This is a genomic window from Chryseobacterium indologenes, assembly GCF_018362995.1.
Classification (GTDB): Bacteria; Bacteroidota; Bacteroidia; order Flavobacteriales; family Weeksellaceae; genus Chryseobacterium; species Chryseobacterium indologenes_G.
The window spans coordinates 110,432-132,768 of sequence record NZ_CP074372.1; the positions used below are offsets into that span (position 1 = coordinate 110,432).

26 protein-coding genes and 1 tRNA gene are annotated in these 22,337 nt (G+C 36.2%); 15 read left to right on the forward strand and 12 right to left on the reverse strand.

Annotated features, from left to right (window positions below):
- Positions 1-274: 274 nt before the first annotated feature.
- Positions 275-736 (reverse strand): Lrp/AsnC family transcriptional regulator, encoded by a 462-nt coding sequence (locus DYR29_RS00460; protein WP_002980286.1) that lies wholly within the window; start codon positions 734-736, stop codon positions 275-277.
- 239 nt (positions 737-975) lie between these two features.
- Between DYR29_RS00460 and DYR29_RS00465 the strand changes: the two genes are divergently transcribed.
- The 4 genes from DYR29_RS00465 to DYR29_RS00480 all read left to right on the forward strand — a co-directional run bounded on the left by DYR29_RS00465 (position 976) and on the right by DYR29_RS00480 (position 7,115).
- The gene (locus tag DYR29_RS00465) at positions 976-1,866 is read left to right on the forward strand and encodes an aspartate carbamoyltransferase catalytic subunit (protein WP_047423311.1); all 891 of its coding nucleotides are present in this window, start codon (positions 976-978) and stop codon (positions 1,864-1,866) included.
- Between the two features lie 163 nt (positions 1,867-2,029).
- Positions 2,030-3,103 carry a carbamoyl phosphate synthase small subunit gene (locus tag DYR29_RS00470; RefSeq protein WP_047431858.1) on the forward strand — a complete coding sequence of 358 codons (1,074 nt, stop codon included), beginning with the start codon at positions 2,030-2,032 and terminating at the stop codon, positions 3,101-3,103.
- A gap of 157 nt (positions 3,104-3,260) precedes the next feature.
- Positions 3,261-6,443 carry a carbamoyl-phosphate synthase large subunit gene (gene carB, locus DYR29_RS00475; protein WP_213278730.1) on the forward strand — a complete coding sequence of 1,061 codons (3,183 nt, stop codon included), beginning with the start codon at positions 3,261-3,263 and terminating at the stop codon, positions 6,441-6,443.
- Positions 6,444-6,614: 171 nt separating this feature from the next.
- Positions 6,615-7,115, forward strand: a complete 501-nt coding sequence (locus tag DYR29_RS00480) for a hypothetical protein (RefSeq protein WP_213278731.1) — start codon at positions 6,615-6,617, stop codon at positions 7,113-7,115.
- 150 nt (positions 7,116-7,265) lie between these two features.
- Here DYR29_RS00480 and DYR29_RS00485 read toward each other — a convergent pair whose 3' ends face one another.
- The 3 genes from DYR29_RS00485 to DYR29_RS00495 form a co-directional block, all read right to left on the reverse strand.
- Positions 7,266-7,667, reverse strand: a complete 402-nt coding sequence (locus DYR29_RS00485; RefSeq protein WP_213278732.1) for a nuclear transport factor 2 family protein — start codon at positions 7,665-7,667, stop codon at positions 7,266-7,268.
- 95 nt (positions 7,668-7,762) lie between these two features.
- The gene (locus DYR29_RS00490) at positions 7,763-8,806 is read right to left on the reverse strand and encodes a hypothetical protein (protein WP_213278733.1); all 1,044 of its coding nucleotides are present in this window, start codon (positions 8,804-8,806) and stop codon (positions 7,763-7,765) included.
- Positions 8,807-8,809: 3 nt separating this feature from the next.
- Complete coding sequence (locus DYR29_RS00495) at positions 8,810-9,664, reverse strand: hypothetical protein (RefSeq protein WP_213278734.1); 855 nt, start codon at positions 9,662-9,664, stop codon at positions 8,810-8,812.
- Positions 9,665-9,733: 69 nt separating this feature from the next.
- On the opposite strand from DYR29_RS00495, the gene DYR29_RS00500 reads away from it, so the two are divergent.
- From DYR29_RS00500 to DYR29_RS00525, 6 genes are all read left to right on the forward strand, one after another.
- Positions 9,734-10,252, forward strand: coding sequence for a Crp/Fnr family transcriptional regulator (locus DYR29_RS00500; RefSeq protein ID WP_213278735.1), 519 nt, complete (start codon positions 9,734-9,736; stop codon positions 10,250-10,252).
- 54 nt (positions 10,253-10,306) lie between these two features.
- Positions 10,307-10,852, forward strand: a complete 546-nt coding sequence (locus DYR29_RS00505) for a DinB family protein (RefSeq protein ID WP_213278736.1) — start codon at positions 10,307-10,309, stop codon at positions 10,850-10,852.
- A 39-nt stretch (positions 10,853-10,891) separates the two neighbouring features.
- On the forward strand, positions 10,892-11,404 hold the full coding sequence (locus DYR29_RS00510; RefSeq protein WP_213278737.1) for a methylated-DNA--[protein]-cysteine S-methyltransferase: 513 nt from the start codon (positions 10,892-10,894) through the stop codon (positions 11,402-11,404).
- Between the two features lie 156 nt (positions 11,405-11,560).
- On the forward strand, positions 11,561-12,163 hold the full coding sequence (locus DYR29_RS00515) for a DUF2911 domain-containing protein (RefSeq protein WP_213278738.1): 603 nt from the start codon (positions 11,561-11,563) through the stop codon (positions 12,161-12,163).
- A 3-nt stretch (positions 12,164-12,166) separates the two neighbouring features.
- Positions 12,167-12,694 (forward strand): GNAT family N-acetyltransferase, encoded by a 528-nt coding sequence (locus DYR29_RS00520; RefSeq protein WP_213278739.1) that lies wholly within the window; start codon positions 12,167-12,169, stop codon positions 12,692-12,694.
- Positions 12,691-13,062 (forward strand): cupin domain-containing protein, encoded by a 372-nt coding sequence (locus tag DYR29_RS00525; protein WP_213278740.1) that lies wholly within the window; start codon positions 12,691-12,693, stop codon positions 13,060-13,062. Before DYR29_RS00520 ends, DYR29_RS00525 begins: the two co-directional genes overlap by 4 nt.
- An 89-nt stretch (positions 13,063-13,151) precedes the next feature.
- On the opposite strand, the gene DYR29_RS00530 is transcribed toward DYR29_RS00525, so the two are convergent.
- Both DYR29_RS00530 and DYR29_RS00535 read right to left on the reverse strand, forming a co-directional pair.
- Complete coding sequence (locus tag DYR29_RS00530; RefSeq protein ID WP_213278741.1) at positions 13,152-13,895, reverse strand: dienelactone hydrolase family protein; 744 nt, start codon at positions 13,893-13,895, stop codon at positions 13,152-13,154.
- Positions 13,896-14,073: 178 nt separating this feature from the next.
- Positions 14,074-14,505: a type I restriction enzyme HsdR N-terminal domain-containing protein gene (locus DYR29_RS00535; protein ID WP_213278742.1), complete on the reverse strand. Its 432-nt coding sequence runs from the start codon at positions 14,503-14,505 to the stop codon at positions 14,074-14,076.
- Between the two features lie 7 nt (positions 14,506-14,512).
- On the opposite strand from DYR29_RS00535, the gene holA reads away from it, so the two are divergent.
- The 3 genes from holA (at position 14,513) to DYR29_RS00550 (ending at position 17,594) form a co-directional block, all read left to right on the forward strand.
- Positions 14,513-15,550, forward strand: a complete 1,038-nt coding sequence (gene holA / locus DYR29_RS00540) for a DNA polymerase III subunit delta (protein WP_213278743.1) — start codon at positions 14,513-14,515, stop codon at positions 15,548-15,550.
- A gap of 286 nt (positions 15,551-15,836) precedes the next feature.
- Positions 15,837-16,778: a thioredoxin-disulfide reductase gene (gene trxB, locus DYR29_RS00545; protein WP_213278744.1), complete on the forward strand. Its 942-nt coding sequence runs from the start codon at positions 15,837-15,839 to the stop codon at positions 16,776-16,778.
- A 438-nt stretch (positions 16,779-17,216) separates the two neighbouring features.
- The gene (locus DYR29_RS00550) at positions 17,217-17,594 is read left to right on the forward strand and encodes a VOC family protein (protein WP_213278745.1); all 378 of its coding nucleotides are present in this window, start codon (positions 17,217-17,219) and stop codon (positions 17,592-17,594) included.
- A 383-nt stretch (positions 17,595-17,977) separates the two neighbouring features.
- Here the strand turns inward: DYR29_RS00550 and DYR29_RS00555 are convergent, their stop codons facing one another.
- Entirely contained in the window at positions 17,978-18,796 is an 819-nt protein-coding gene (locus tag DYR29_RS00555) for a hypothetical protein (protein WP_213278746.1), read from the reverse strand.
- 382 nt (positions 18,797-19,178) lie between these two features.
- On the opposite strand from DYR29_RS00555, the gene DYR29_RS00560 reads away from it, so the two are divergent.
- Positions 19,179-19,391, forward strand: coding sequence for a glyceraldehyde-3-phosphate dehydrogenase (locus tag DYR29_RS00560; RefSeq protein WP_213278747.1), 213 nt, complete (start codon positions 19,179-19,181; stop codon positions 19,389-19,391).
- A 142-nt stretch (positions 19,392-19,533) separates the two neighbouring features.
- Positions 19,534-19,618 (forward strand) — tRNA-Ser (locus tag DYR29_RS00565).
- A 289-nt stretch (positions 19,619-19,907) separates the two neighbouring features.
- Here the strand turns inward: DYR29_RS00565 and DYR29_RS00570 are convergent.
- From DYR29_RS00570 to DYR29_RS00590, 5 genes are all read right to left on the reverse strand, one after another.
- Positions 19,908-20,171: a heme oxygenase gene (locus tag DYR29_RS00570; protein WP_213278748.1), complete on the reverse strand. Its 264-nt coding sequence runs from the start codon at positions 20,169-20,171 to the stop codon at positions 19,908-19,910.
- Between the two features lie 43 nt (positions 20,172-20,214).
- Positions 20,215-21,012 (reverse strand): hypothetical protein, encoded by a 798-nt coding sequence (locus DYR29_RS00575; RefSeq protein ID WP_213278749.1) that lies wholly within the window; start codon positions 21,010-21,012, stop codon positions 20,215-20,217.
- Between the two features lie 7 nt (positions 21,013-21,019).
- Entirely contained in the window at positions 21,020-21,250 is a 231-nt protein-coding gene (locus DYR29_RS00580) for a hypothetical protein (protein ID WP_213278750.1), read from the reverse strand.
- Complete coding sequence (locus tag DYR29_RS00585) at positions 21,243-21,581, reverse strand: cupin domain-containing protein (RefSeq protein ID WP_213278751.1); 339 nt, start codon at positions 21,579-21,581, stop codon at positions 21,243-21,245. Before DYR29_RS00585 ends, DYR29_RS00580 begins: the two co-directional genes overlap by 8 nt.
- A gap of 141 nt (positions 21,582-21,722) precedes the next feature.
- Positions 21,723-21,941 (reverse strand): hypothetical protein, encoded by a 219-nt coding sequence (locus DYR29_RS00590; RefSeq protein WP_103247406.1) that lies wholly within the window; start codon positions 21,939-21,941, stop codon positions 21,723-21,725.
- Positions 21,942-22,337 lie beyond the last annotated feature (396 nt).

Sequence of the window (22,337 nt, forward strand, 5' to 3'; positions counted from 1 at the left end):
CAGTGGAATTTCTAAATTATTTTAGCCTGCTGTCTTTTTCGTTGTGGAAGCCTTAATCTTATAAATCTTATCTGCTTAAGTGATCTTAATGGTTAGATTTTACTCCGCTCTTTGAATTTGATGATTGATAAATTGAACCATTAGGGAGATGAAGGGTTTAAGATAAGTTAAGAAAATCTGCGATTTTTTAGCCGTATTGTTTTAAAATTCGCTTGCGAATTTCTTAATAATTCTTTACCCTTTAAAAGCTCTTAATGGTTTAATAAGAGAAGATTTATTCCAGATCAATTTTAAACTTGGTAGACTTTTTCACCTCGTGAAGCACAATTGAACTGTGGTACTGCCCGATATTAGGAATGTTTGAGATCACATTTACGGCAAATTCATTATATGAATTGATGTCCTTGGCAATAATCTTCAACATATAGTCATACTCTCCGGAAAGACTGATGATTTCCTGTACTTCATCATATTTACCGATGTGGTTCTCAAAAGTTTCCAATACTTTTTTGGATTGTTCTTTGAGACGGACATTACAGTAGACTACAATATTTAAACCCAGTTTTTCACGGTTCAAAAGACCCACATACTTTTGAATGATCCCCTGCTTCTCCAGTTGTTTGATTCGTTCATACGTAGGAGTGAAGGTAAGACCAATCTTTTCGGAAATTTCCTTAACCGATAATGTAGAGTCTTCCTGAATAATGCTGAGAATCATTTTGTCTTTTAAATCCATAAAATAATTTGAGTTGTAACAAAAATATTAATTTTAAATGAGAATAAGGAAATACTGAGGTTTTTAATTTATTTTAAACTTTGTTTTTGTAGGTTCATAAAATTGTTGTATCTTTGCACCTAATGAATAAAAAAGCATTTATATCATTAGATTTACCGGGCGAAAGCGCCCTTTACGATATTTATTGTTATTAGCGAAGATTGTTGTCTTCGCTTTTTTTATGCCCAAAAATAAGAATTATGTTTACGATTACAGAACTAAGCACCGAGAGAATCAACAGTATACTGACAGAAGCGCTGGCTTTTGCAAACGGTAAAACTGCTAAAATTGAAGGAGAAGTTTTTTGCTCAAACCTTTTCTTCGAAGACAGTACAAGAACGAAAACAAGTTTTGATCTTGCAGAAAGAAAACTGGGACTTCAGGTAGTTCCGTTTGATGCATCACACAGTTCGGTAAACAAAGGCGAAAGTCTTTATGATACAGTAAAGACCATTGAAAGTATAGGAGTAAACCTGGTGGTAATCCGCGATAAGAAAGACAGATACTTCGAGGAATTAAAGAATATCAGCATTCCTGTAATCAACGGAGGAGACGGAACAGGAAATCACCCTTCACAATGTATGCTGGATTTACTGACCATTTATCAGGAATTCGGAAAGTTTGAAGGATTGAAAGTAGGAATTGTAGGCGATGTGAAACACAGCCGTGTTGCCAATTCAAATGCAGAGGCATTAAGAAGATTAGGCGCTAAAGTATACTTCTCAGGACCGGAACAATGGTTTGACGAAGGAGCCTTAATCAACGGAACTTACATGTCAGTAGATGAGTTGATCGGCGAAGTGGATGTTTTAATGCTATTAAGAATCCAACATGAAAGACACGATTCTGCCATGAGTTTCACCGCCTCAGAATACCATAAAAGATATGGTTTGACTAAAGAAAGAGAGCAGTCGATGAAAAAAGAAGCAATCATCATGCATCCGGCTCCCATCAACAGAGGAGTGGAAATAGATTCAGACCTTGTAGAATGCAGGAGATCAAGAATCTTTAAACAAATGCAAAACGGAGTGTTCGCAAGAATGGCCATTTTGAAAGAAGCGCTGGAAAGTAAAGGGTATACCTTTAAGTAAGAAGCAAGTTAAAAGTAAGAAGTTAAAAGTTAGTGAGCCCCGTAGGGGCGGCCTGTTAATAGCAATGGGTGAAGCCCATAAATAAATGGATAATGATATCCAAGCCCTGTAAGGGCGACCTGTTAATGACATATAAATAAATAATAAGAGATAAAAGTTTAAAATGAAGAAAAAATTAATACTGGAGTCCGGTGAAGTGTTTCATGGAGAAGGTTTCGGAGCAGAATTGGAAACTGCAGGGGAAGTAGTTTTCAATACCGGAATGACAGGGTATCAGGAATTGATTTCTGACCCGTCGTATTGCGGTCAGATTGTTTGTATGACCTATCCGCTTATCGGAAATTATGGTATTAACCGTGATGATTATGAAAGTATTGAGCCGGCAATCAAAGGACTTATCGTAAAAGAACTTTGCGATCTTCCTTCCAATTTCCGTACTCAGATTACTTTAGATGAACTATTTAAAAAGAAAAACCTTTCAGGAATTTCAGGAATTGATACAAGAAGACTGACAAGAATTCTTCGTAACTCCGGAGTTGTAAAAGGAAAAATCGTAAATGCTGATGCTGATGAAGCTGCTGTAGCTTCTGAATTGAAATCAACAAACTTCCCAACCAATCAGGTAGAAGAGGTTTCAACAAAAACACCTTATGCTAACCCGAACAGAGGTTTCAAAGTAGTATTGGTAGACTTCGGAGCAAAACTGGGAATTATCAGAGAACTGTCTCAAAGAAACTGTGATATCATAGTGGTTTCTCAGGATACTACAGCAGAAGAAATCCTGTTGATGAATCCAGATGGAATTATGCTTTCAAACGGTCCTGGTGACCCTGAAGATGTACCACATGCTTTAGATATGATCAGAGGATTATTAGGAAAAGTTCCAATCTTCGGAATCTGTTTAGGGCACCAATTGATCGGTCTTGCTTGCGGAGCAAAAACTTTCAAACTGAAATTCGGACACAGAGGAGGAAACCACCCGGTATTGGATTTAGAGAAAAATACAGTAGCCATTACTTCTCAAAACCACGGATATGCGGTAGACCAGGAAAGCTTGAAAGGAACAGACCTTATCGAAACGCACATCGCATTGAACGACAGAACCAACGAAGGATTAAAACACAAAATCCACCCTTGTTTCTCAGTTCAGTATCACCCTGAAGCGAGCCCGGGCCCTGAAGATGCAAACTACCTGTTTGATGAGTTCATTCAAATGATGGAGGACTTTAAAAAGTAAGACACCACAATTGTCATTCTGAATGCAGCGAATGCGTAATGAAGAATCTCAATGAGTTTGATTCCTACGGAATGACAAAATACAATCGCAAGTCTTATAAAAGTAAAAAAATAAGAAGTTTAAGAATTTGATTCTTAACCCCAATTAAAAAAGAAAAATGGCAAAACGTACAGATATAAAAACAATTTTAGTAATCGGTTCAGGACCTATCATTATTGGTCAGGCAGCTGAATTTGATTACGCAGGAACGCAGGCTTGTCTGTCTCTGAAAGAAGAAGGCTACAAGGTAATTTTGATCAACTCAAACCCTGCAACGATCATGACGGATGTGGAAATCGCAGATAAAGTATATATTGAGCCGATTTCATTACAATTTGTAAGCCACATCATCAGAAAAGAACGTCCGGATGCTTTATTACCAACATTGGGAGGTCAGACTGGACTGAACATGGCGGTAGAACTTGAAAAATCAGGAATTCTTGAAGAATGCAAAGTGGAAGTATTGGGAACTAAGCTTTCTGCCATCAACAGAGCAGAAGACAGAGATCTTTTCCGTGAGTTGATGAGAGAATTGAACGAGCCTGTTCCGGAATCTGATATTGTGACTACGGTAGAAGGAGCACTTGCTTTCGCAGATGAAATTGGATATCCTGTAATTGTTCGTCCTGCCTTTACAATGGGAGGAACAGGAGGAGGTATTGCTTCCAATGAGGTAGAATTGAAAGAAATTGCGGAATTAGGATTAAAGCACAGCCCGGTTACACAATGTTTGATTGAAAAATCAATCGCTGGTTTCAAAGAAATTGAATACGAAGTAATGCGTGATGCAAACGACAACGCCATTGTGGTTTGTAACATGGAAAATATAGACCCGGTAGGAGTTCACACAGGAGATTCTATCGTAGTAGCTCCTTCTCAGACCCTTTCAGACAGAGAGTATCAGTTGCTGAGAAATGCTTCTTTAAAAATCATCAGAGCGTTAGGAATTGAAGGAGGATGTAACGTGCAGCTTGCTTTGGATCCACACTCTTTCGAGTATTATATCATCGAAGTAAACCCTAGAGTATCCCGTTCATCAGCTTTAGCAAGTAAGGCAACAGGATACCCGATTGCAAAAATCGCGGCAAAAATTGCTGTAGGATTGACACTGGATGAAATCATGAACCCGGTAACTGGAAAAACATACGCATGTTTTGAGCCGGCTCTTGACTATGTGGTGACAAAATTCCCAAGATTCCCATTCGATAAATTCGAAACGGCAGACAGAAGACTTTCTACTCAGATGAAAGCTACTGGTGAAGTAATGGCTATAGGAAGAAACCTTGAAGAATCTTTACAGAAAGCTATCCGTTCATTAGAAACAGGAATCAAGCATTTAGGATTAAAAACAAAACAGGCTGAGGCACTTACTGCTGAAGAAATCGAAAGAAGAATCAGAGTGTGTGATGATGAGAGACTTTTCATTATCGGAGATGCTTTAAGAAGAGGATACGACTGGGAACAGATTGTAGAATGGAGTAAAATCGACAAGTTCTTCATTTGGAAACTGAAAAAGTTAGTTGACTTCGAAAAAGTAATCGCTGCCAACAAATTTGATAAAGAAACATTAATTGAAGCGAAGAGATTAGGTTTCGCAGATATCAATATTGCAGTTCTTTGGGATGTAAAAGAACGTGAGGTTTTCAACTTCAGAAAAGAAAATGGAGTAATGCCGGTTTACAAAATGGTAGACACTTGTGCCGCTGAGTTTGAAAGTGAAACGCCTTATTTCTACGGAACTTACGAAGAAGAGAACGAAAGTGTTGTTTCAGACAAAGAAAAAATCATTGTATTAGGTTCCGGACCTATCAGAATCGGACAGGGAGTTGAGTTTGACTACGCTACCGTTCACTCAGTATGGGCGATCAAAGAAATGGGTTACGAAGCGATTATCATCAACAACAACCCTGAAACAGTTTCTACAGACTTCTCAATCTCTGATAAACTATACTTCGAGCCGCTTACAGAAGAAGATGTAATGAACATCATCGAGCTTGAAAAACCAAAAGGAGTAGTGGTGCAGTTCGGAGGACAAACTGCGATTAACCTTGCAGATAAATTAGCCTCTCACGGAGTACAGATCCTGGGAACTTCACTGGAAGATCTTGACAGAGCTGAAAACAGAGATAAATTTGAAAAAGCACTTCAGGAGCTTGGAATTCCTCAGCCAAAAGGAAGAACTTCAACCTCTAAAGAAGAAGCTATAAAAATTGCTAACGAAATTGGTTACCCGGTATTGGTACGCCCAAGCTACGTTCTTGGAGGCAGAGCAATGGAAATTGTATACGCTGAAGCAGAATTGGCCTACTACATGGAAAATGCGGTAGAAGCAAGCCCTGAGCACCCTGTTTTGGTTGATAAATACATGGTAGGAAAAGAAATCGAGGTTGATGCCATCTGTGACGGTGAAACAGTAGTGATTCCTGGGATTATGGAACACATCGAAAGAGCAGGAGTTCACTCCGGAGACTCTATCGCGGTATATCCACCACAGAACATCTCTCAAAGTGAAATTGATACTTTGGTAGACTATACACAAAGGCTGGCAAAAGGACTGAAAGTTATCGGATTAATGAACATCCAATACGTTCTTTTCGAAGGAAATGTATATGTAATCGAAGTAAACCCTCGTTCTTCAAGAACAGTTCCTTTCTTATCTAAGATCACAGAAGTTCCGATGGCTAACCTTGCAACAAAGGCCATCTTAGGACAAAAGCTGAAAGATTTAGGATACAAAAACGGATTGGTTCCAAACAAAGAAGGAGTATTTGTAAAAGTACCGGTGTTCTCTTTCTCTAAACTAACGAAGGTTGACATCTCTTTAGGCCCTGAAATGAAATCTACAGGAGAGGTTATGGGGAAAGACACTACTCTTGAAAAGGCACTTTACAAAGGATTGGTAGCTGCCGGAAGAAAAGTTCCTATGCACGGTTCTATCCTGTTCACAGTAGCAGATAAGCATAAAGATGAAGCAGCGGCTCTTGCAGCAAGATTCCATGAAGTAGGATTCAGAATCTGGGCTACAGAAGGTACTGCGAAATTCTTCGAGGAAAAAGGAATCCCTTGCAAAATCGGATACAAAATCGGAGAAGAAAGTGTAAACCTTATCGACCTGATCCAGAAAGGAAAAGTTCAGTATGTTGTGAATACCACTACAAAAGGTAAGCAGGCTGAAAGAGACGGATTCCAGATCAGAAGAATGAGTGTGGAAAACGGTGTTCCTTGCTTAACTTCAATGGATACGGTAGAAGCAATTCTAAAAGTAATCGAAAGCATGAGCTTCAAAATGGAGACAATGTAATTTCGAAAAATAAATATTTAAATCCCACAAGCTTTCTTGTGGGATTTTTTTATAGGATTAGCTTAAAAATACATGATGTTTACCGAATTATTTATAAATTAGAGCGTTAAAATTCAAGCTGTTATTATTATTTAAAAACTAATAAGAATTCCACCAAATCAAAATATAACCATGGCAGAATATTACGCAAAATCAAGCAATTCTTTATCTTTTGAAATCACAAAAGAAGAAAAATTAATTGGAAAGCTTACTTATACAAGTTGGTTTAAATTTAATGCTGTTATTGAAATTGCAAGTGGTCAGAGCTATCAGGTGGAACCAAAAGGCTTTTGGGGAACTACCATTGAGCTGAAAGATCATGAAAGAGTCCTTTTAAAATTCAGGATGAACTGGAATGGTGAAATTGTGGTACAGACTTATTTTGATGGCGTGAAAAACGGTTATCTTTTTAAACACAGAGGCATCTTTAAAGAATCATTTGTCCTTACAGATCAGGAAGGAGTTGAACTTATGATTATCAAGCCGCATTTAAAATGGACCTCCATGAATTATGAATACCAGATCACCACATCTGATTCCTTTGAAATGTTCCCGGATAAAGAGATTGTCTTAATTAATGCTTTGCATTGTGCTAATTATTACATGTCAATGATGGCGTCTGCTGTGATTTAAAAAAGATAATCTTATTATCATAAGAGAAATAATTTCAAATTATATAAATAGCTATCTCAAAAGTCGAATGAGTCGACTTTTGTCATTCTGACGTAGGAAGAATCTCCGTAATAGTGGTGGTTGTTACCAATAAAAGCAGATAGCCTTTAACTACTTTTCCAAAGATTTCGAAACAGCCAGACTATCTTCTAGCAATCTGTAGCGTATAATCTTATTGTTTTGAATACGCATCTGAATACAGAATAAAGACTCTGCAATATTACCTGTTTCAAGCATCTTCGTTGCAAATTCTCCTGTGATAACAGCATTTTCATTGTCGGTGAAAATATGGTCAATTTTAGCAGAAACAGGTTCTGTATTTTTCCATAAAAGTTCAAAAAAATCAGAGATTTCCTGTTTATTGTTTCTTACTCCCAGCCACGGTGCTTTTTGTTCATCTCCAGGGATATACCAATCTACATTGTCCGAAAATAAATTAGTTAATTCTGTCAGATTTCTCCCAGAAAGATACTGAAGGAACTCCTGAACGGTTTCTTGAATGTTGTTATTCATTTTTCTATATAATTTTAAACTTACTGAATCATTTCTATAAAACTATAGGTTGTCAATGACAACAATTAATGACTAGGTTTTAAGACCATCTGTTCCTAATGCCTGTTATCACAATTTATCGGAAAATCTTTCTCCGTTTTATCTAAAAAACTAATGGAAGGACAGCCAAAAGACTGCGCAAGGAATCCAAAAATCACCGGAGGTTTTCCTTTGAAAAGATAACCGGTATATTGGAAAATATTAGCTTCATCAGCATCTATTCCGTATAGAGGAAGAAATTCTCCGCCATCACTTCCTGCAAGACTGAATACCTTTTCTGCAATCTTTTCCTTGCGATCATTAATAGCGACAAGCTTACGTTCTGTGATATTTCCTTCCTCAAGATAATCCTGAAGATAATAGGTCAGGTTTTCATATTGGGCCTGATAAGTTTTTCCCTGAGCTAATTTTGAATGGCCAAAATATTTTTTTGAAATATCGGTATTCGCTTTTTGCCATTTTACCGCTTTCATTTTGTTTTCTATGAAAGGATTTTTATTCCCAAAATAAGCGATGGCATTATTGTATCGGTCGTAGTTTGTCGTTTTTTGGTGAGTGGCTACCTGAAATCCCATCATGTAAGAATCCGGATTTAAATCTTCGTCATCTGAATAAGGACTTAGATAAGCCACTGCTTTTAACTGACTAACGGGCATTCTTTGAAGTTTATTAGTCCCATACTCATAGATATATAGCGAATCTTTTTCTGTAAGATGAATTCCATCAAGCAATTTTTTTCTGCTGGGAGCATCCAGCTCAAAATGCTGGCGTTCCTCATAAGTCATCTGCTTCTGATTTTTCATAATATCCGCAGGAATAGGCTGTTCTCCTTTATAGACATCTGAAACAGAAATGAAAATATCCATATCAGAATCTTTTTCAGCGGATGAAATGATGGACAGACTGAAAATATTAAAATCGGTATAATCTATTTTCTCTTCAGTTTTTACTATTTTTAGAGAATCATTCGCTGGCTGTATTTCTGTGGTAACTGTTTTTTTCTCTTCTTTCTTACAGCTTACAATAGCCAATGGCAAAAATAAAAGAGTAGCGACCATTTGGGGTTTTATAATCTTCTTTAGCACTAAAGTTTTTATCATATTCTAATTCATTTTGTAATAAGGCTCTGAAAAGTATTTGCTGGGTTTTATATAAGCCATTTTCCTGTCGGCATCAAAGATCCAGATAAACCTGCGGAGCATATCGGCACCCAGATAACTTACATTTTGTGTTTTAAGTTCTCCTGAGAAAAATCCTGCCGGGATATCTTTGAAAACACTTTTTCCCAGTTTAAAATAAGGAAGAAGGGCCTGTTTGGTGGTTAGAGTTTTCCCTTCAGAATTTTTCAGCGTTTTTTCTCCGGTTACTTTTAACTTTTTGTCAAGATGCTTTTCTTCGGCAAACTCATTACTGTATAGAATCGCTCCGGAAAATCCTGATTGCAGTACAAAATAGGCTTCCTGCTGTTGATCTCCATCAATAATATTATCTCCGGCAAGATAGAACCCATCATGATCTAAGATGATATTTAAAGGCTGGTAGCCATTCAGGTCCGGCATTTTATCAAACATCACAAATTGGTTGTTATCATAATCAATTTTAAATGCTTTGCCTTCAAAAATTCCGGTTCCTATCTTTCCGTCAGCTTCATGTCCTGTTAATTGATTGTCAAAGAAGCGCACGTTTTTCTGCGTAATTTTCCCGATTTCTACGGTATTATGGTCACTGATTTCATCTTTGTTGAAAATAATATGATCTGCTTTATGCTTTCGTTCGGGTGAAACTGAATAATCTTTCATTGCAATCTGGAACATAAGATCCAGAGAATCCTTTTTGTTGACAAGGGTTTTAACAATAATATTATTGTGTTTGGTGATCCGGAAAGGGATGGTCTGCTGGGCTTTCATCCCGGAAAATCCAATAGAAAGCAGCATGAAAAGGGCTGTTTTTTTGAGCATTATCAGTGATTAGTGTTTTAAAACATTAAAATTACCTATTATCTTTGGAAAATCAAATAATAAAATAAAATGGTTGAAAAATTGTTTCAAAGCGGAATCCATTGGGAAAAGAAAGAATTCAAACGGAATGAGTTTCTTAAGATTTCAGGCAGTACGGATACTAATATTTATTTTATTGAAAACGGCAGTGTCCGGATTTTCATGATGGATGAAAATGAAGAGAGAATTATCCGTTTCGGATATACCGGAAATATTATTGTCAGTCTTGACTCTTTTTTATCAGGAAAGCCCTCTGATCTATACATTCAGGCTATTAAAAAATCAACCGTGAGAATTGCTTCAAAAAAGGATTTTTATGAGTTTATACAATCCAGTGAAAAACATCTGAAATTTTGGATGGATATTCTGGAAGATCTGGTGTTGCAGCAGCTCGAAAGAGAAAAAGATTTGCTGATCAATGCTCCGGGAGAACGCTTTGAGAGAGTTTTAAAACGAAGTCCAAAGCTATTTCAGGAAGTTCCCAATAAATATATTGCCAATTACCTGAGAATGTCACCGGAAACGTTGTCCAGACTTAAAAAACCTTGAGTTCAGTCAAGATTTAAGAAAAATCTGATGATGATATTTGTATAAAAAAACATCATGAAAATTTCAACTTCAGCATTATTAAATGAATTAAAGGAAAGAACCAGTCAGCATTTGGAATATGCGCAGACTCTCACCCTAAAAACAGAAGAAGAGCTGAACTTCAGAAATTCACAAGATAGTTGGAGTGCGCTGGAATGCCTGGAACACCTCAATCGTTACGGAGACTTCTATATTCCGGAAATCACCAATAGAACAGATACCTCCAAAATTCCTCCGAAAGATATTTTCAAACCGGGAATTCTAGGGAATTACTTTGCTAAAAGTATGCTTCCCAAAGAGAATTTGAATAAAATGAAAACGCTTAAAATAATGAATCCTATCCACAGTCAACTCAATAAAACAGTGATAGAGAAATTTATCAGTCAGCAAAAACAGTTACTCAGCTTATTAGAAAAAGCGCAGAATATTGATCTTGAAAGAACAAAAACGAGTATAAGTATTTCAAAACTGATCAAACTGAAACTGGGAGACACCTTTCGTTTTGTTATTTATCATAATGAAAGACATATTGAACAAATAAAACGAATTTTAGCTTCTTAAAAAAGAGATATAATTTCTAAAAAGCTTAATTTTAAACTAATGGAAATTATACACCAAAAAAACATATCAACTCCACTGGGAGAAATGATTGCCTGTGCTGTAGACCAGGGAATCTGTCTGCTTGAATTTACAGATCGAAAGAATATTGAAAAACAGCTGAAAGCTCTGTCAAAAGCTTTGAAAGCAGAGATTGCAGAAAAAGAGCACCCTCATTTTGTACAGCTGGAAGAAGAACTGAAAGAATATTTTGAAGGAAAAAGAAGCCACTTCGAAGTTCCGCTATTTACCACAGGCACTGAATTTCAGGAAAAAGTCTGGCAGCTTCTCCGCGAAATTCCTATGGGAGAAATCAGAACGTATAAACAGCAATCGGAAATCTTAGGAAATCCCAAAGCAATACGTGCCGTAGGAACAGCAAATGGAATTAACAAGATTGCCATTTTAATCCCTTGTCACCGTGTGATAGGCGCTAATGGTGAACTTGTTGGTTATGCCGGTGGGATATGGAGAAAACAAAGATTACTGGAACTGGAAAAGGCTATTTTATTTTAGAAGTCACTCAGAATAAAAGCGAAGATAAAATTCATTTCTAAAAAGCATTGACTTAAAAGAATATAACCATAGAAAAATATCGGTAAAACAAAATTTAACGAAGTTTGTGAAAGCTATTTTGTTTTGATTTTTGTAATTTTAAACAAAAATTTACACGTGAAAAAGTTATTAGCAGCAGTTTGCATTTCAGTTTCAGCATTAAGTTTTGCTCAGGATTATTCTGTGCCGGCAGCAAGTCCGCGTCAGAAGGTTGAGCAGCAGTTTTCAATGTCTAAGATTTCCATCGACTACGGAAGACCAGGAGTGAAAGGGCGTAAAATTTTCGGGGAACTGGTTCCTTATGGTCAGGTTTGGAGAGCAGGTGCTAACTCGTCTACGAAAATTACTTTCGGACAGTCCGTTAATTTCGGTGGAAAAACAGTTCCTGCAGGAACTTACGGATTGTTCATCGTTCCTACAGAAAAAGAATGGAAAGTGATTCTGAATAAAGATTTCCAACAGTGGGGAGCTTACACTTACGATCCTAAACAGGACGTTGTAGATGTTACCGTACCGGTTAATAAATTAGCAGACAAACAAGAGTGGTTTGAAATTACCCTGAATCCTACCGATGAAAATACAGGAAACTTAGTGATCAAATGGGATATGGCTCAGGCAGAAGTTCCTTTGAAACCATCAAAATTAGATACTGTAATCAAGATTTCTGACAAGTTAAAAGAAATCAAGAAAATAGAATCAGATTCTACTAAAAAGAGCTAAGCAATGAATTTTTCTGTTCAGCCCGTTTTAGAGAATGAAGAATTTCAATTAATCCCCTTACAGCAAGGGGATTTTGAATCTTTATATGAAGTAGCTTCCGATCCTAAAGTCTGGGAACAGCATCCCAACAAAAACCGCTATCAGAGAGAGGTTTTCGAAAAATTTTTTACAGGAGCTATGGAAAGTGGCGGAGCTTTTAAGATTATTGAGAAAGCTACCGGAGACGTATTGGGAAGCAGCCGTTATTATGACTTTGATGAAGAAGACAGCCATATTTTCATCGGATATACTTTCTATGGAACAAAATCCTGGGGTAAAGGAATCAATCCACAGGTTAAAAAACTGATGCTGGATTATATTTTCCAGTTTGTAGATAAGGTCCATTTTCATATCGGAAAAGAAAATTTCCGTTCACAGACAGCTTTGGAAAGACTTGGAGGACAAAAAATTGCTGAAGAAGAAGTCGCATATTTTGCAGAGCCTACAAGAACCAATTTTGTATATGAAATCACAAAAGAAGCCTGGATATGAAAAAATATAAAATTCAACATTCACCATTTATAGTTCCTACTAACGATGGAAAACTGATAGAAGAGCATTGGGGAAATTCTACTGGAAACTCTAATGTTTCTATTGCTCATATGGTGGCACCTCCGGATTGGAGCGAGCCTCACCAGACCCCTGAATTTGATGAATTTACTTACATCATTTCAGGAAAAAAGCAGTTTGAAATTGATGGAGAGATTGTTACTCTGGAAAAAGGTCAGAGTATTCTTATTGAAAAAGGAGCAAGAATCCGATACAGTAATCCATTTTCAGAACCTTGCGAATACCTTGCCATCTGCCTGCCTGCATTTTCTATGGAGTTGGTCAACAGGGAAGAGGAAGGAGTAGATTAAGAAAATTTTTAAAATATAAAAAAGCAAATCCTAGGATTTGCTTTTTTATTGGGTATTAAATTGTTTTCTTGGAATGCCTAATTATAGACTTATTTCAAAATTTCTTTCAGAAACATTAGGGTATGATTCCAGGCTCTTTTCGCCATGGTTTCATTATAATCCGGTGATTTCGGATCTGTGAAAGTATGTTTGGAGTGAGCGTATGTGATAATCTGCCAGTCGGCATTTCCTTCATTCATTTCTTTGATGAGGTTATTGTAATCATCAGGAGTTACACTTTTATCATCAGCGGGATTTTCCACCAGAATTTTAGCAGTTAAAGCTTCATTTTTTCTGCTCTGATCCCTTGCAAGACTTCCATGGATAGAAACCACTCCGGCAACAGGAAGATGACCTCTGGCTGATTCTAACGCTCCGGTACCGCCAAAACAATAACCGATAACAGCTGTTTTATCAGAAATCGCCCCGTTTTTCTTCAGCTGCTCCAAAGCAAGCGAAATTCTTTTCTGGTATTCGTTATAATTCTGTTTGTAGTATCCTGAACTTTTAGCGGCGGATTCATTGTCTGCAGGAATTTTTCCTTCGCCGTAAATATCAGCGATAAAAGCAATATAACCTTGTTTTTCAAGTTCAAGAGCCGCTGTTTTAGCTTCTTCGTCAATCCCTTTCCAGGCTGGGAGAATCAAAACTCCCGGAAGTTTTTTTCCTGCATTGGAAGTGATAAGACCATTTAGTTTCTGTGCACCGTCCTGATAGGAAACAGGTTTAAGTTTCTGACTGAAAAGAGTTCCTGAAGCCATAATCATTGTGGTTAATAAGATAGAACGTATCATAATTAATTATTTGTGAATTAGTGAATTGTAAAACAGATTAAAATTAAGAAAATATTTAAAAGAGTTAAACATCAATTCCAATTTTCTTCAACTCCTTGGTTAAATTGATATCAGGAAAAACTGAAGGGTATGAAGCCCAGTGACTGTGATAGTATGGTTTCTTAACCTCTGTCTTTCCTTACTCCGGTCTGTAAAACTGATACTGTCCGTCTTTATAATAAGCATTGATATGCTGAAGTCCATTGGTCAGAATGATTTCTCTGGCTCCGATAATGGAATTATACCTGGCGGTCTGTTCAAATGTTTTCTCCGTTAATTTGATCTGTGGCGCTTTACATTCGATCAGAATAACAGGCTCTGTTTTCTCGGTAATCAAAAGATCTACACGTTTGGTAAGCCCATTCAGGACAATCTTTTTTTCGGTGATCAGGGCTGATGTAGAATAGGATTTTACAGTAAGGTAATAATGTATCCAGTGCTGTCTTACCCATTCCTCAGGAGTGAGCAGAAGATAAGTTTTACGAACCAAATCATAAATAAAAAACTTATCTTTGTCTTTCTTGAATTTAAAATCAAAAGTTTCCTGAAAATTCAGTTTTGGAAGTTCCATTTATAAGATGAAAGAATTAGATTTAATCCTCAAAAATATTAAAAATAAAGAAGTTTTACCTATTTATTTTTTCCACGGAGAAGAAGCTTACTTTATTGATGTCGCTGTGAAGGCCCTTGAGCATAACTTTCTGGAAGAAGACGAAAAAGCTTTCAATCAGACGGTTACTTATGGAAAAGATACTTCTTATCAGGAAGTTCTTTCTTTGGCCAGACAGTTTCCGATGATGGGAGACAAGCAGGTGATTATTGTGAAAGAAGCTCAGGATTTACGATTCAATGAAGAGGAAAACAGAATTTTGGAATCTTATGTAGAAAACCCTGTTCCTTCTACAGTATTGGTTTTTGCGCACAAACATAAGAAACTGGACAGCCGGAAAAAGGCAGCCAAAGCTTTAGATAAAGCCAAAGCTCTTTTTCTGAGTGAATCTGTAAAGGAAAGTAATCTTCCTAAATGGATTTCAGATGAATGTGCGAAACTGAAAATCAATACAGCCCCTAATATTTCCCATCTTCTGGCAGAATATCTTGGGAATGACCTGTCAAGAATCGTCAATGAACTCAACAAATTAAAAATCATTCTTAAAGAAGGTGAACTTCTTGACGGAACCATTGTTGAAAACCATATCGGGATCAGTAAAGAATATAATATTTTTGAGCTTCAAAAGGCTTTGGGGACCAAAAATGCCAATGCTGCTTTTAAAATTGCCCATTTTATGGGAAAGAACCCGAAGAATAACCCTTTTGTAATGATGCTGGCAAGCCTTTACAATTACTTTTCAAACGTTATTATCTATCAGACGATGGCCGGGCAGTCTCCACAGACTATTGCATCCCAGATGGGCGTTAATCCTTATTTCATTAAAGATTATGCGGAAAGTGCAAGACTTTATCCTTTAAAACATGCCACGAGAGTCATTTCTATTTTACGTGAGTTTGATATGAAAGGGAAAGGACTTGGAGCGGTGAATATGGGAGAAGCTGAACTGATCAGGGAGTTGGTGTATAAAATTATCAATGTAGATAAAATTAAGATGAAAGTGTGATAGGAATGCGAGATACGGGGTAACGAGTTGCGAGTAATATGAGATACGAGTTGCGGGATATGAGGATACAAGTGTTAAATTTTCGTGCCAAATTACTGCCCAAATCCCAATAACTCATCATCAAACCCGGACCAGGAAACCCGAATCCCGAACCTCACAACAATTACTATCGAAATTCAACATATCAGATATTGACAAGTATCATTAAAATAACTTTAAGGAGAAATTAAAAATTCCGAAATTAGCAGTCTTAATTCAAATTAAATCTTTTCGAACAAAGTAAATTATGGAGCAAAACATTTTAGATTGTGTGATCGTTGGATCTGGGCCTTCTGGTTTCACCGCTGCTATCTATGCAGCAAGAGCAGACCTTAAACCTGAATTGTATACAGGTTTGGAGCCAGGCGGACAATTAACTACCACCACAGAAGTGGATAACTTTCCAGGGTATCCAGCTGGGATTACAGGTCCTGAAATGATGATGGATCTGCAAAAACAGGCAGAAAGATTTGATACCAAAGTTCATTATGAAATGATCACTAAAGCTGAATTCTCTAAAGAAGTTGGTGGTGTTCACAAACTATATGCAGGAAATAAAGAGATCCTTGCAAAAACAGTAATTATCTCTACAGGTGCTACTGCAAAGTATTTAGGTCTTGATGATGAAAAAAAATATGCAGGAGGTGGAGTTTCAGCTTGTGCTACGTGTGACGGATTCTTCTACAGAGGAAAAGATGTTGTGGTAGTAGGAGCGGGAGATACAGCTGCTGAAGAAGCTACTTATCTTGCTAAGTTGTGTAAAAAAGTGACATTATTGGTAAGAAAAGACGTTTTCAGAGCATCAAAAGCAATGGTTCACAGAGTGGAAAATACTCCGAATATCGAAGTTAAATTCCACCATGAATTAATCGGGATTGAAGGTGAAAACAGCCTGGTAGAAAGAGCAGTGATCATCAACAACCAGACTCAGGAGAAATCTACAGTAGATGTTGAAGGAATCTTTATTGCAATCGGTCACAAACCGAATACTGATATTTTCGCAGGTCAGGTAGATCTTGATGAAAACGGATATATCTTAACAGAAAAAGGTTCTACAAGAACAAATCTTCCTGGAGTATTTGCTGCTGGAGATGTTCAGGATCACATCTACAGACAGGCTATTACAGCTGCTGGAAGCGGGTGTATGTCTGCTATGGATGCTGAAAAATATTTAGCTGAATTACACTAGTAGTATTCAGTTTAGACAATACAAAGCGTGCCTGATGGGTGCGCTTTTTTTTATTGGAAAACACAAAGGAGCAGGTTTTTTCAAATTATTTTGAACCATTAAGGACATTGAAGCTTTGAAGGAAAGTTAAGGAAGCATCAAAGATGTTTTATAAAGCACAGCGTTTCACCTTAATATTCTTAATTATTTAATTCATCTTAATGGTTTAAGATTATGCAATGTTTCAGAAGATTTTCAACGGGAGGCTTAAAATATACGCGATCATCAATTTTATCGGATCACTTGCGTCTTTGCGCTTGCCAACATTCAACATTTCTTCATACAAAATATTCGATAAGAAATTCGTTAAATATGTAATGAAAACATTAATATATTTGTGAAACTGCAAAACGATCCCGAATTGCATTCCATTATAGAAACTGAAAAAACGAATAAAAAATGAAAAGAGTAACCGCCATCGGAGGCATCTTCTTTAAGTGTAAAGACCCTGAACAAGTAAACGAATGGTATAAAACCCATCTTGGATTACCCACCAGCCCATATGGAGCCAAATTCGACTGGAAAGAGGCCGATTCTGATAAAAAAGGATACACCCTGTGGAGTCCTTTTAAAGAGTCTACCCAGTATTTTGAACCTTCATCAAAAGAATTCATGATCAATTACCATGTAGAGAATATTGAAGTATTGGTAGAGGAACTAAAGAAAGAAGGTGTAACCGTCCTGGATGAGGTAGCTACCTATGAATATGGGAAGTTTGTACATATCCTTGATCCGGAAGGAAACAAGATAGAATTGTTTGAACCGGCAGGGGAGTAAAAGGCGGAAAAGACTGTGATTGAGAATCTGGTGCTATAAATACGTAAAGCTTGTCATTATGAGCGGAACAAAGCGAAGCGTGGATCTAATTTAATAAGTTTAGATTCCTGCGGAATGACAAACGTTGTGGGTAAGCAATTATTCCCATTGTGTCATTCCGTAGGAATCCAGCTGATTTTAAATATAAAGATGCAGTTCTGACTAATACCCCAACGGAAGACGCAATCATTCCCCTCCTTTAGAGGGGTGGCAAAAATTCAAAGAATTTTTGCCGGGGTGGTTTTTCCGGTGCATCTTCCATATTGTTTTCCGGCGAAAGAAGAATCTCATACATCCAGAAGATTCTTTCGTCAGAATGACAGTTTTACAACATTTCTGTATTTCTAATCCAAAATATAAATCTTTTTCTCTTTAAGATTGAATCCCAGTTTTTTACCCAGCCAGTTGATACTCGTTTTACCTTCATAAATAAGACCTTCCACAAAAGCGACTTTAGGCTTTTCAACGGCAGCAAAAGGGGTAGAAATAGAGCCAATATCACCTATATAAAACTTGGTTGTCAGATCAGGATTGAATTCACTTTTCTTTTCCATCACTTGCAGGGTTTCCTTTTTGATATCCATTGTTTGCATCAGACGTTCACTTAGCCAAAAAGAATCTTTGCCAGAGCCGGAATCCAGGAGAACATTGATCTTGTATTTATTGTTCAGGAGCACATAAGTAGTAATATCCATAGACTGGTCTGCATTGGTAGACAGCTGGATATCCATCACTTTCTTACTGCTCAGTTTTTCTTTAGGAAAGATTAGCTCATTGGTAGTATAATCAATGATAAACTCTGTGTCATAAAGCATGGGAAGGGAAATCAAGCCGTCAATTCCATTGATTTCCATATCATGAGTGGAGTACCAGGTATCTTTAAACTTTTTACCATTGAAAATAATCTCTTTTGATTTGAACAGGGGAATGGGCATCTTTTCTCCAGTTGCCCGAAAAGCCGTCAGATAATTATAAGTCTCTTTTGGACCGAGCTTTTTGGAAAAATTTCCCAGAAAAAGATTGATTCCTCCTCCGGTATCAAAGATAAAATTTCCTTTTTTACCATCCACTTCGGCACCTACTACGAGATGGCCGGAAGGAAGAACAGATATAGGTGTTTTTTGAGCAAAAACCATAGAGGAGAAGGCTAGTGAGGTGATCACAACTGTACTTTTAATAAAAGATTGAGTAAACATTTTAAAAATAGTGTTATTAGTTTTTAGTTCTGTTATAGAGTGATTTGAATCTTTACAAATATACTTTATTCTTACCACTGATAAGGTATGCAGCCACTTCGGAAGGGGTTCTACCCACTTGATGAAGGGGCTATACCCCCTTGGGTAAGGGGGTATAGGGGCTTGGTGAACGGGCTGTAACCCCTTATGAAAGTGGCTAGAGGTACTTTCATAAGGGGGTAAAGGATTTTTTGATTGTTATCCGGTGAAAAAACAATTGGGCTCTTTCGTACAGGTAAATCTGTCTATCTCTGGAAAATATTCCTACTTAAAGTAAAATCCCTAAATTTAGCCCCAAATCAAAAACAAAATGGAAATAAAAATCATAAAGGTTACACACGTTACCGGAACTTATATAATCGAAGTTCCCAATGGATCGCTTAATGATATGAAAACCCAGCTGGATAAATGTCTGAATGATGAACAGGGAGCTATTGTTGTAAAGGGAGAGGATGGTGATCAGTTCGTATATCCATCTGATCTTTTAAAAAACAGCTTCATTGCAATCGTAGACAGGGAATAGATGATATGTTCGGGAAAAATAATTCCCTTGATTTCTAGTCTATTATTAATTTTTGTTAAAATTTGTGTGTCAAAAGTTTTGCAGAAATTAAAAATCGTTCTATATTTGCACCACTGAAAACAACGGTATAGCCGGGGTTTAAGGAGAGTTGGCAGAGTGGTCGATTGCGGCAGTCTTGAAAACTGTTGACTGTAACAGGTCCGGGGGTTCGAATCCCTCACTCTCCGCTGGTTGAGAAATTAAAATATGCTAAAACGCTGTAAACATCAATGTTTACAGCGTTTTTTGTTTTAACGCTAGTATCAAAAAAAATCAAAATAGGTCACGATTTATATGACCTATTCCGTGACCCATTTTATAATTTTCAAGATGGGGCACGAAAAACTCAGGGAAACTCGACTAATAGGCAGTCTAATGATTGTACATCTTGCAAAAACTGGTAACAAAAAGTAAATTATTAACAATTAAAGTTATCAAACAATGAACAAAACATTTGACATTTAATAGAATAACTTTTCATATAAAATCAAAATGATCAAGTCTTATGACAAAGTAATGTTCAATTGTTTTTTGAGCTTTTTTGCACATTGATAAAAGATCATTTCCTGATGTGTTGTCAAAACTAAAGTCATCATGGGTTTTCACGATATATTCAGTTACTATTTCAATATTCATTAAATCGAGCTCGATTACATCGGTTTTCAACCTATGTTCTTCTTTGAAGAAAGGAATTTTACGGAAAATAGAATCGTTAAACCGAAAGAGATGTATTGTTTTCATTGGAAAAATATTTAATAAGATGAAAAATTTAGGTTGCAGTTTATTAAGAATGCTTATCTTTTAATCTTCTGTTGATCCATCTTTTGGATAAGGTACGTTCTGATGGTAAGGGATACAAGCCGCCTGAAAGGATATACAATAAGTTGTCCCAAAAATTATTTTTCCTACATAATTCATGACTGTAGTTAGTTAATATTTTTATGTATTCGTGTTCATATTCCTTTGCTTCCTGTAATGTGTAATTTTTTGGAATATCTTGGATAATATCCATAGCAGTCTGGTTAAAGGTTTTAGGTGAATATTTTTCTATAAAGTCTAATTCAAGCCTGCACATCCCGATAAGGGGAGTAAGTAAAGAAAAAATTTCATCATAAAAATTATAAATATTTACCTTCCAAGATAATCTTTCATCTTCCGGTAAAATCTGAATAGTCAATAGAATAAGTTTTTTATGGATTACTTCCATTTCATCTGTGTAGAATTTGTTTTGCTGCCAGAATATGGGTGAATTGATTTTATTTTTTTTAATAATATTTTCCAGTATATATTCAAACTGGATTCTAATATTCCTTATACTCTCGCTCAGGTCTTCTAAAACGGACTGCCAAAGATTATGTTGACTCAAGCTGCAATACGTACTAAATATCAATCTTGATCTGTTGGTAAGTTGCTGTAATTCTTTTAACATCCTAAGAATTTCCGTTGCATCTCTTTCAAGGGTGATATTAGTATTCCTAATATAGAATAAAGTAGCAAACTGTGAGTAATAGATTCTTCTTGAGGCATTTTTTTTATTTCTGAGCCCTAATTTCTTTTTTGGGTGTTTAGTTAGCTTTTTCATCAGAGTTTTATTGTAAGTCTTTTTTCTTAATAATCCCTTTTTCAAAGGATTTTTGCTGTATGATAAGAGAAATAAGATATTGTCTCAAATCTTTTATCGTGATATTTTTTTCTTTCTCAGAAAAAAATAGTGGAGTTTCATCTAGAAGTTCATACAGTTCAGGAAATTCTTTTTGGATTTCCATTGTTTTTTTAAATATCTTTTTTGTTAAAATAGATATCGTGTTTATATTATTCATAGCCGCTTTTTATTATTGTTACTATCATCTTAAAGCGTTTATTTCCTTTTATCGAATGAAATTTATGGGCGGGAATGATAATGCATTCACCTTCTTCCATAAAATAAGAAGCTCCGTCTATAATGATTTCTGCTTTACCTTCAATAATTTGTGCAAAAGCATCAAAAGGAGAAGTTTTTTCGGATACCCCTTCTTTGTCATCAAACGATAAAGCACTGATGTTGCCTGTAAGTTTTTCCAGTATTGTTTTGCTGCCAACAGAATTCGGAATGTATTCTACAATCTGGTTGGTAATATATACTTTTGATTTCTCAAGTTCTTTATGATTCATCACAGTTGGTTTAAACATAAAAAGAGTAGGAAGTATTGTAAATAAAAGGGATAGAACTGTCTAATATCCCATCCCTTTTTCTAGTTAGAACTTTTGATAAATATATCTTTTTCAAAGGTTTTAACTATTCTTGAAAACAATTTATGAAAGATTAATTTCTTTAATAATATTGAGAACTTCTTCACGGTTTTTTCTTAGTCTGTTTCCGATTCTTTCTAACATTTCCTTTTCTTGACCTTCTTCAAGTTTCAGATCGTTATCCGTTAATGTTGAAAACTTTTCTTTCAATTGTTTTGACTGTTCAATCCAGTCTCCAGGAGTTTTGAAAAATTTGTTGCCTTTGTTGTGGTTTGTGTCCATAAGGTGGATTTTAGTGTAACTTCATTGCTACGTTACAAAGTTGGACGTTTAATAATCTATTGTATTATAGATTGTTTCTTTTATGTTGCACATATCACACTTTTACAAAATTGCAGCTTGTTTTGTCTATCTGAAATCCGGGTTTTTCATAAAAGCACAGCTTTGATTACTCTGATATAGTAATAGAAGTTATAAGTCTAGGGATCATTACAAACTTAATATACTAATATATAATTTCAAATAAGTGAATGATTATTCGTACCTTGCTGAATAATTGCATTGAGCTGACAATCTGGACTCTAAAGAACCAGCGTATTCACTTCTTTTCTTTCATTATTTAATACTTCCGGCATACCTCTCTGTTCCGCTTCAAATCATTTATAAAACTGTTTTTGA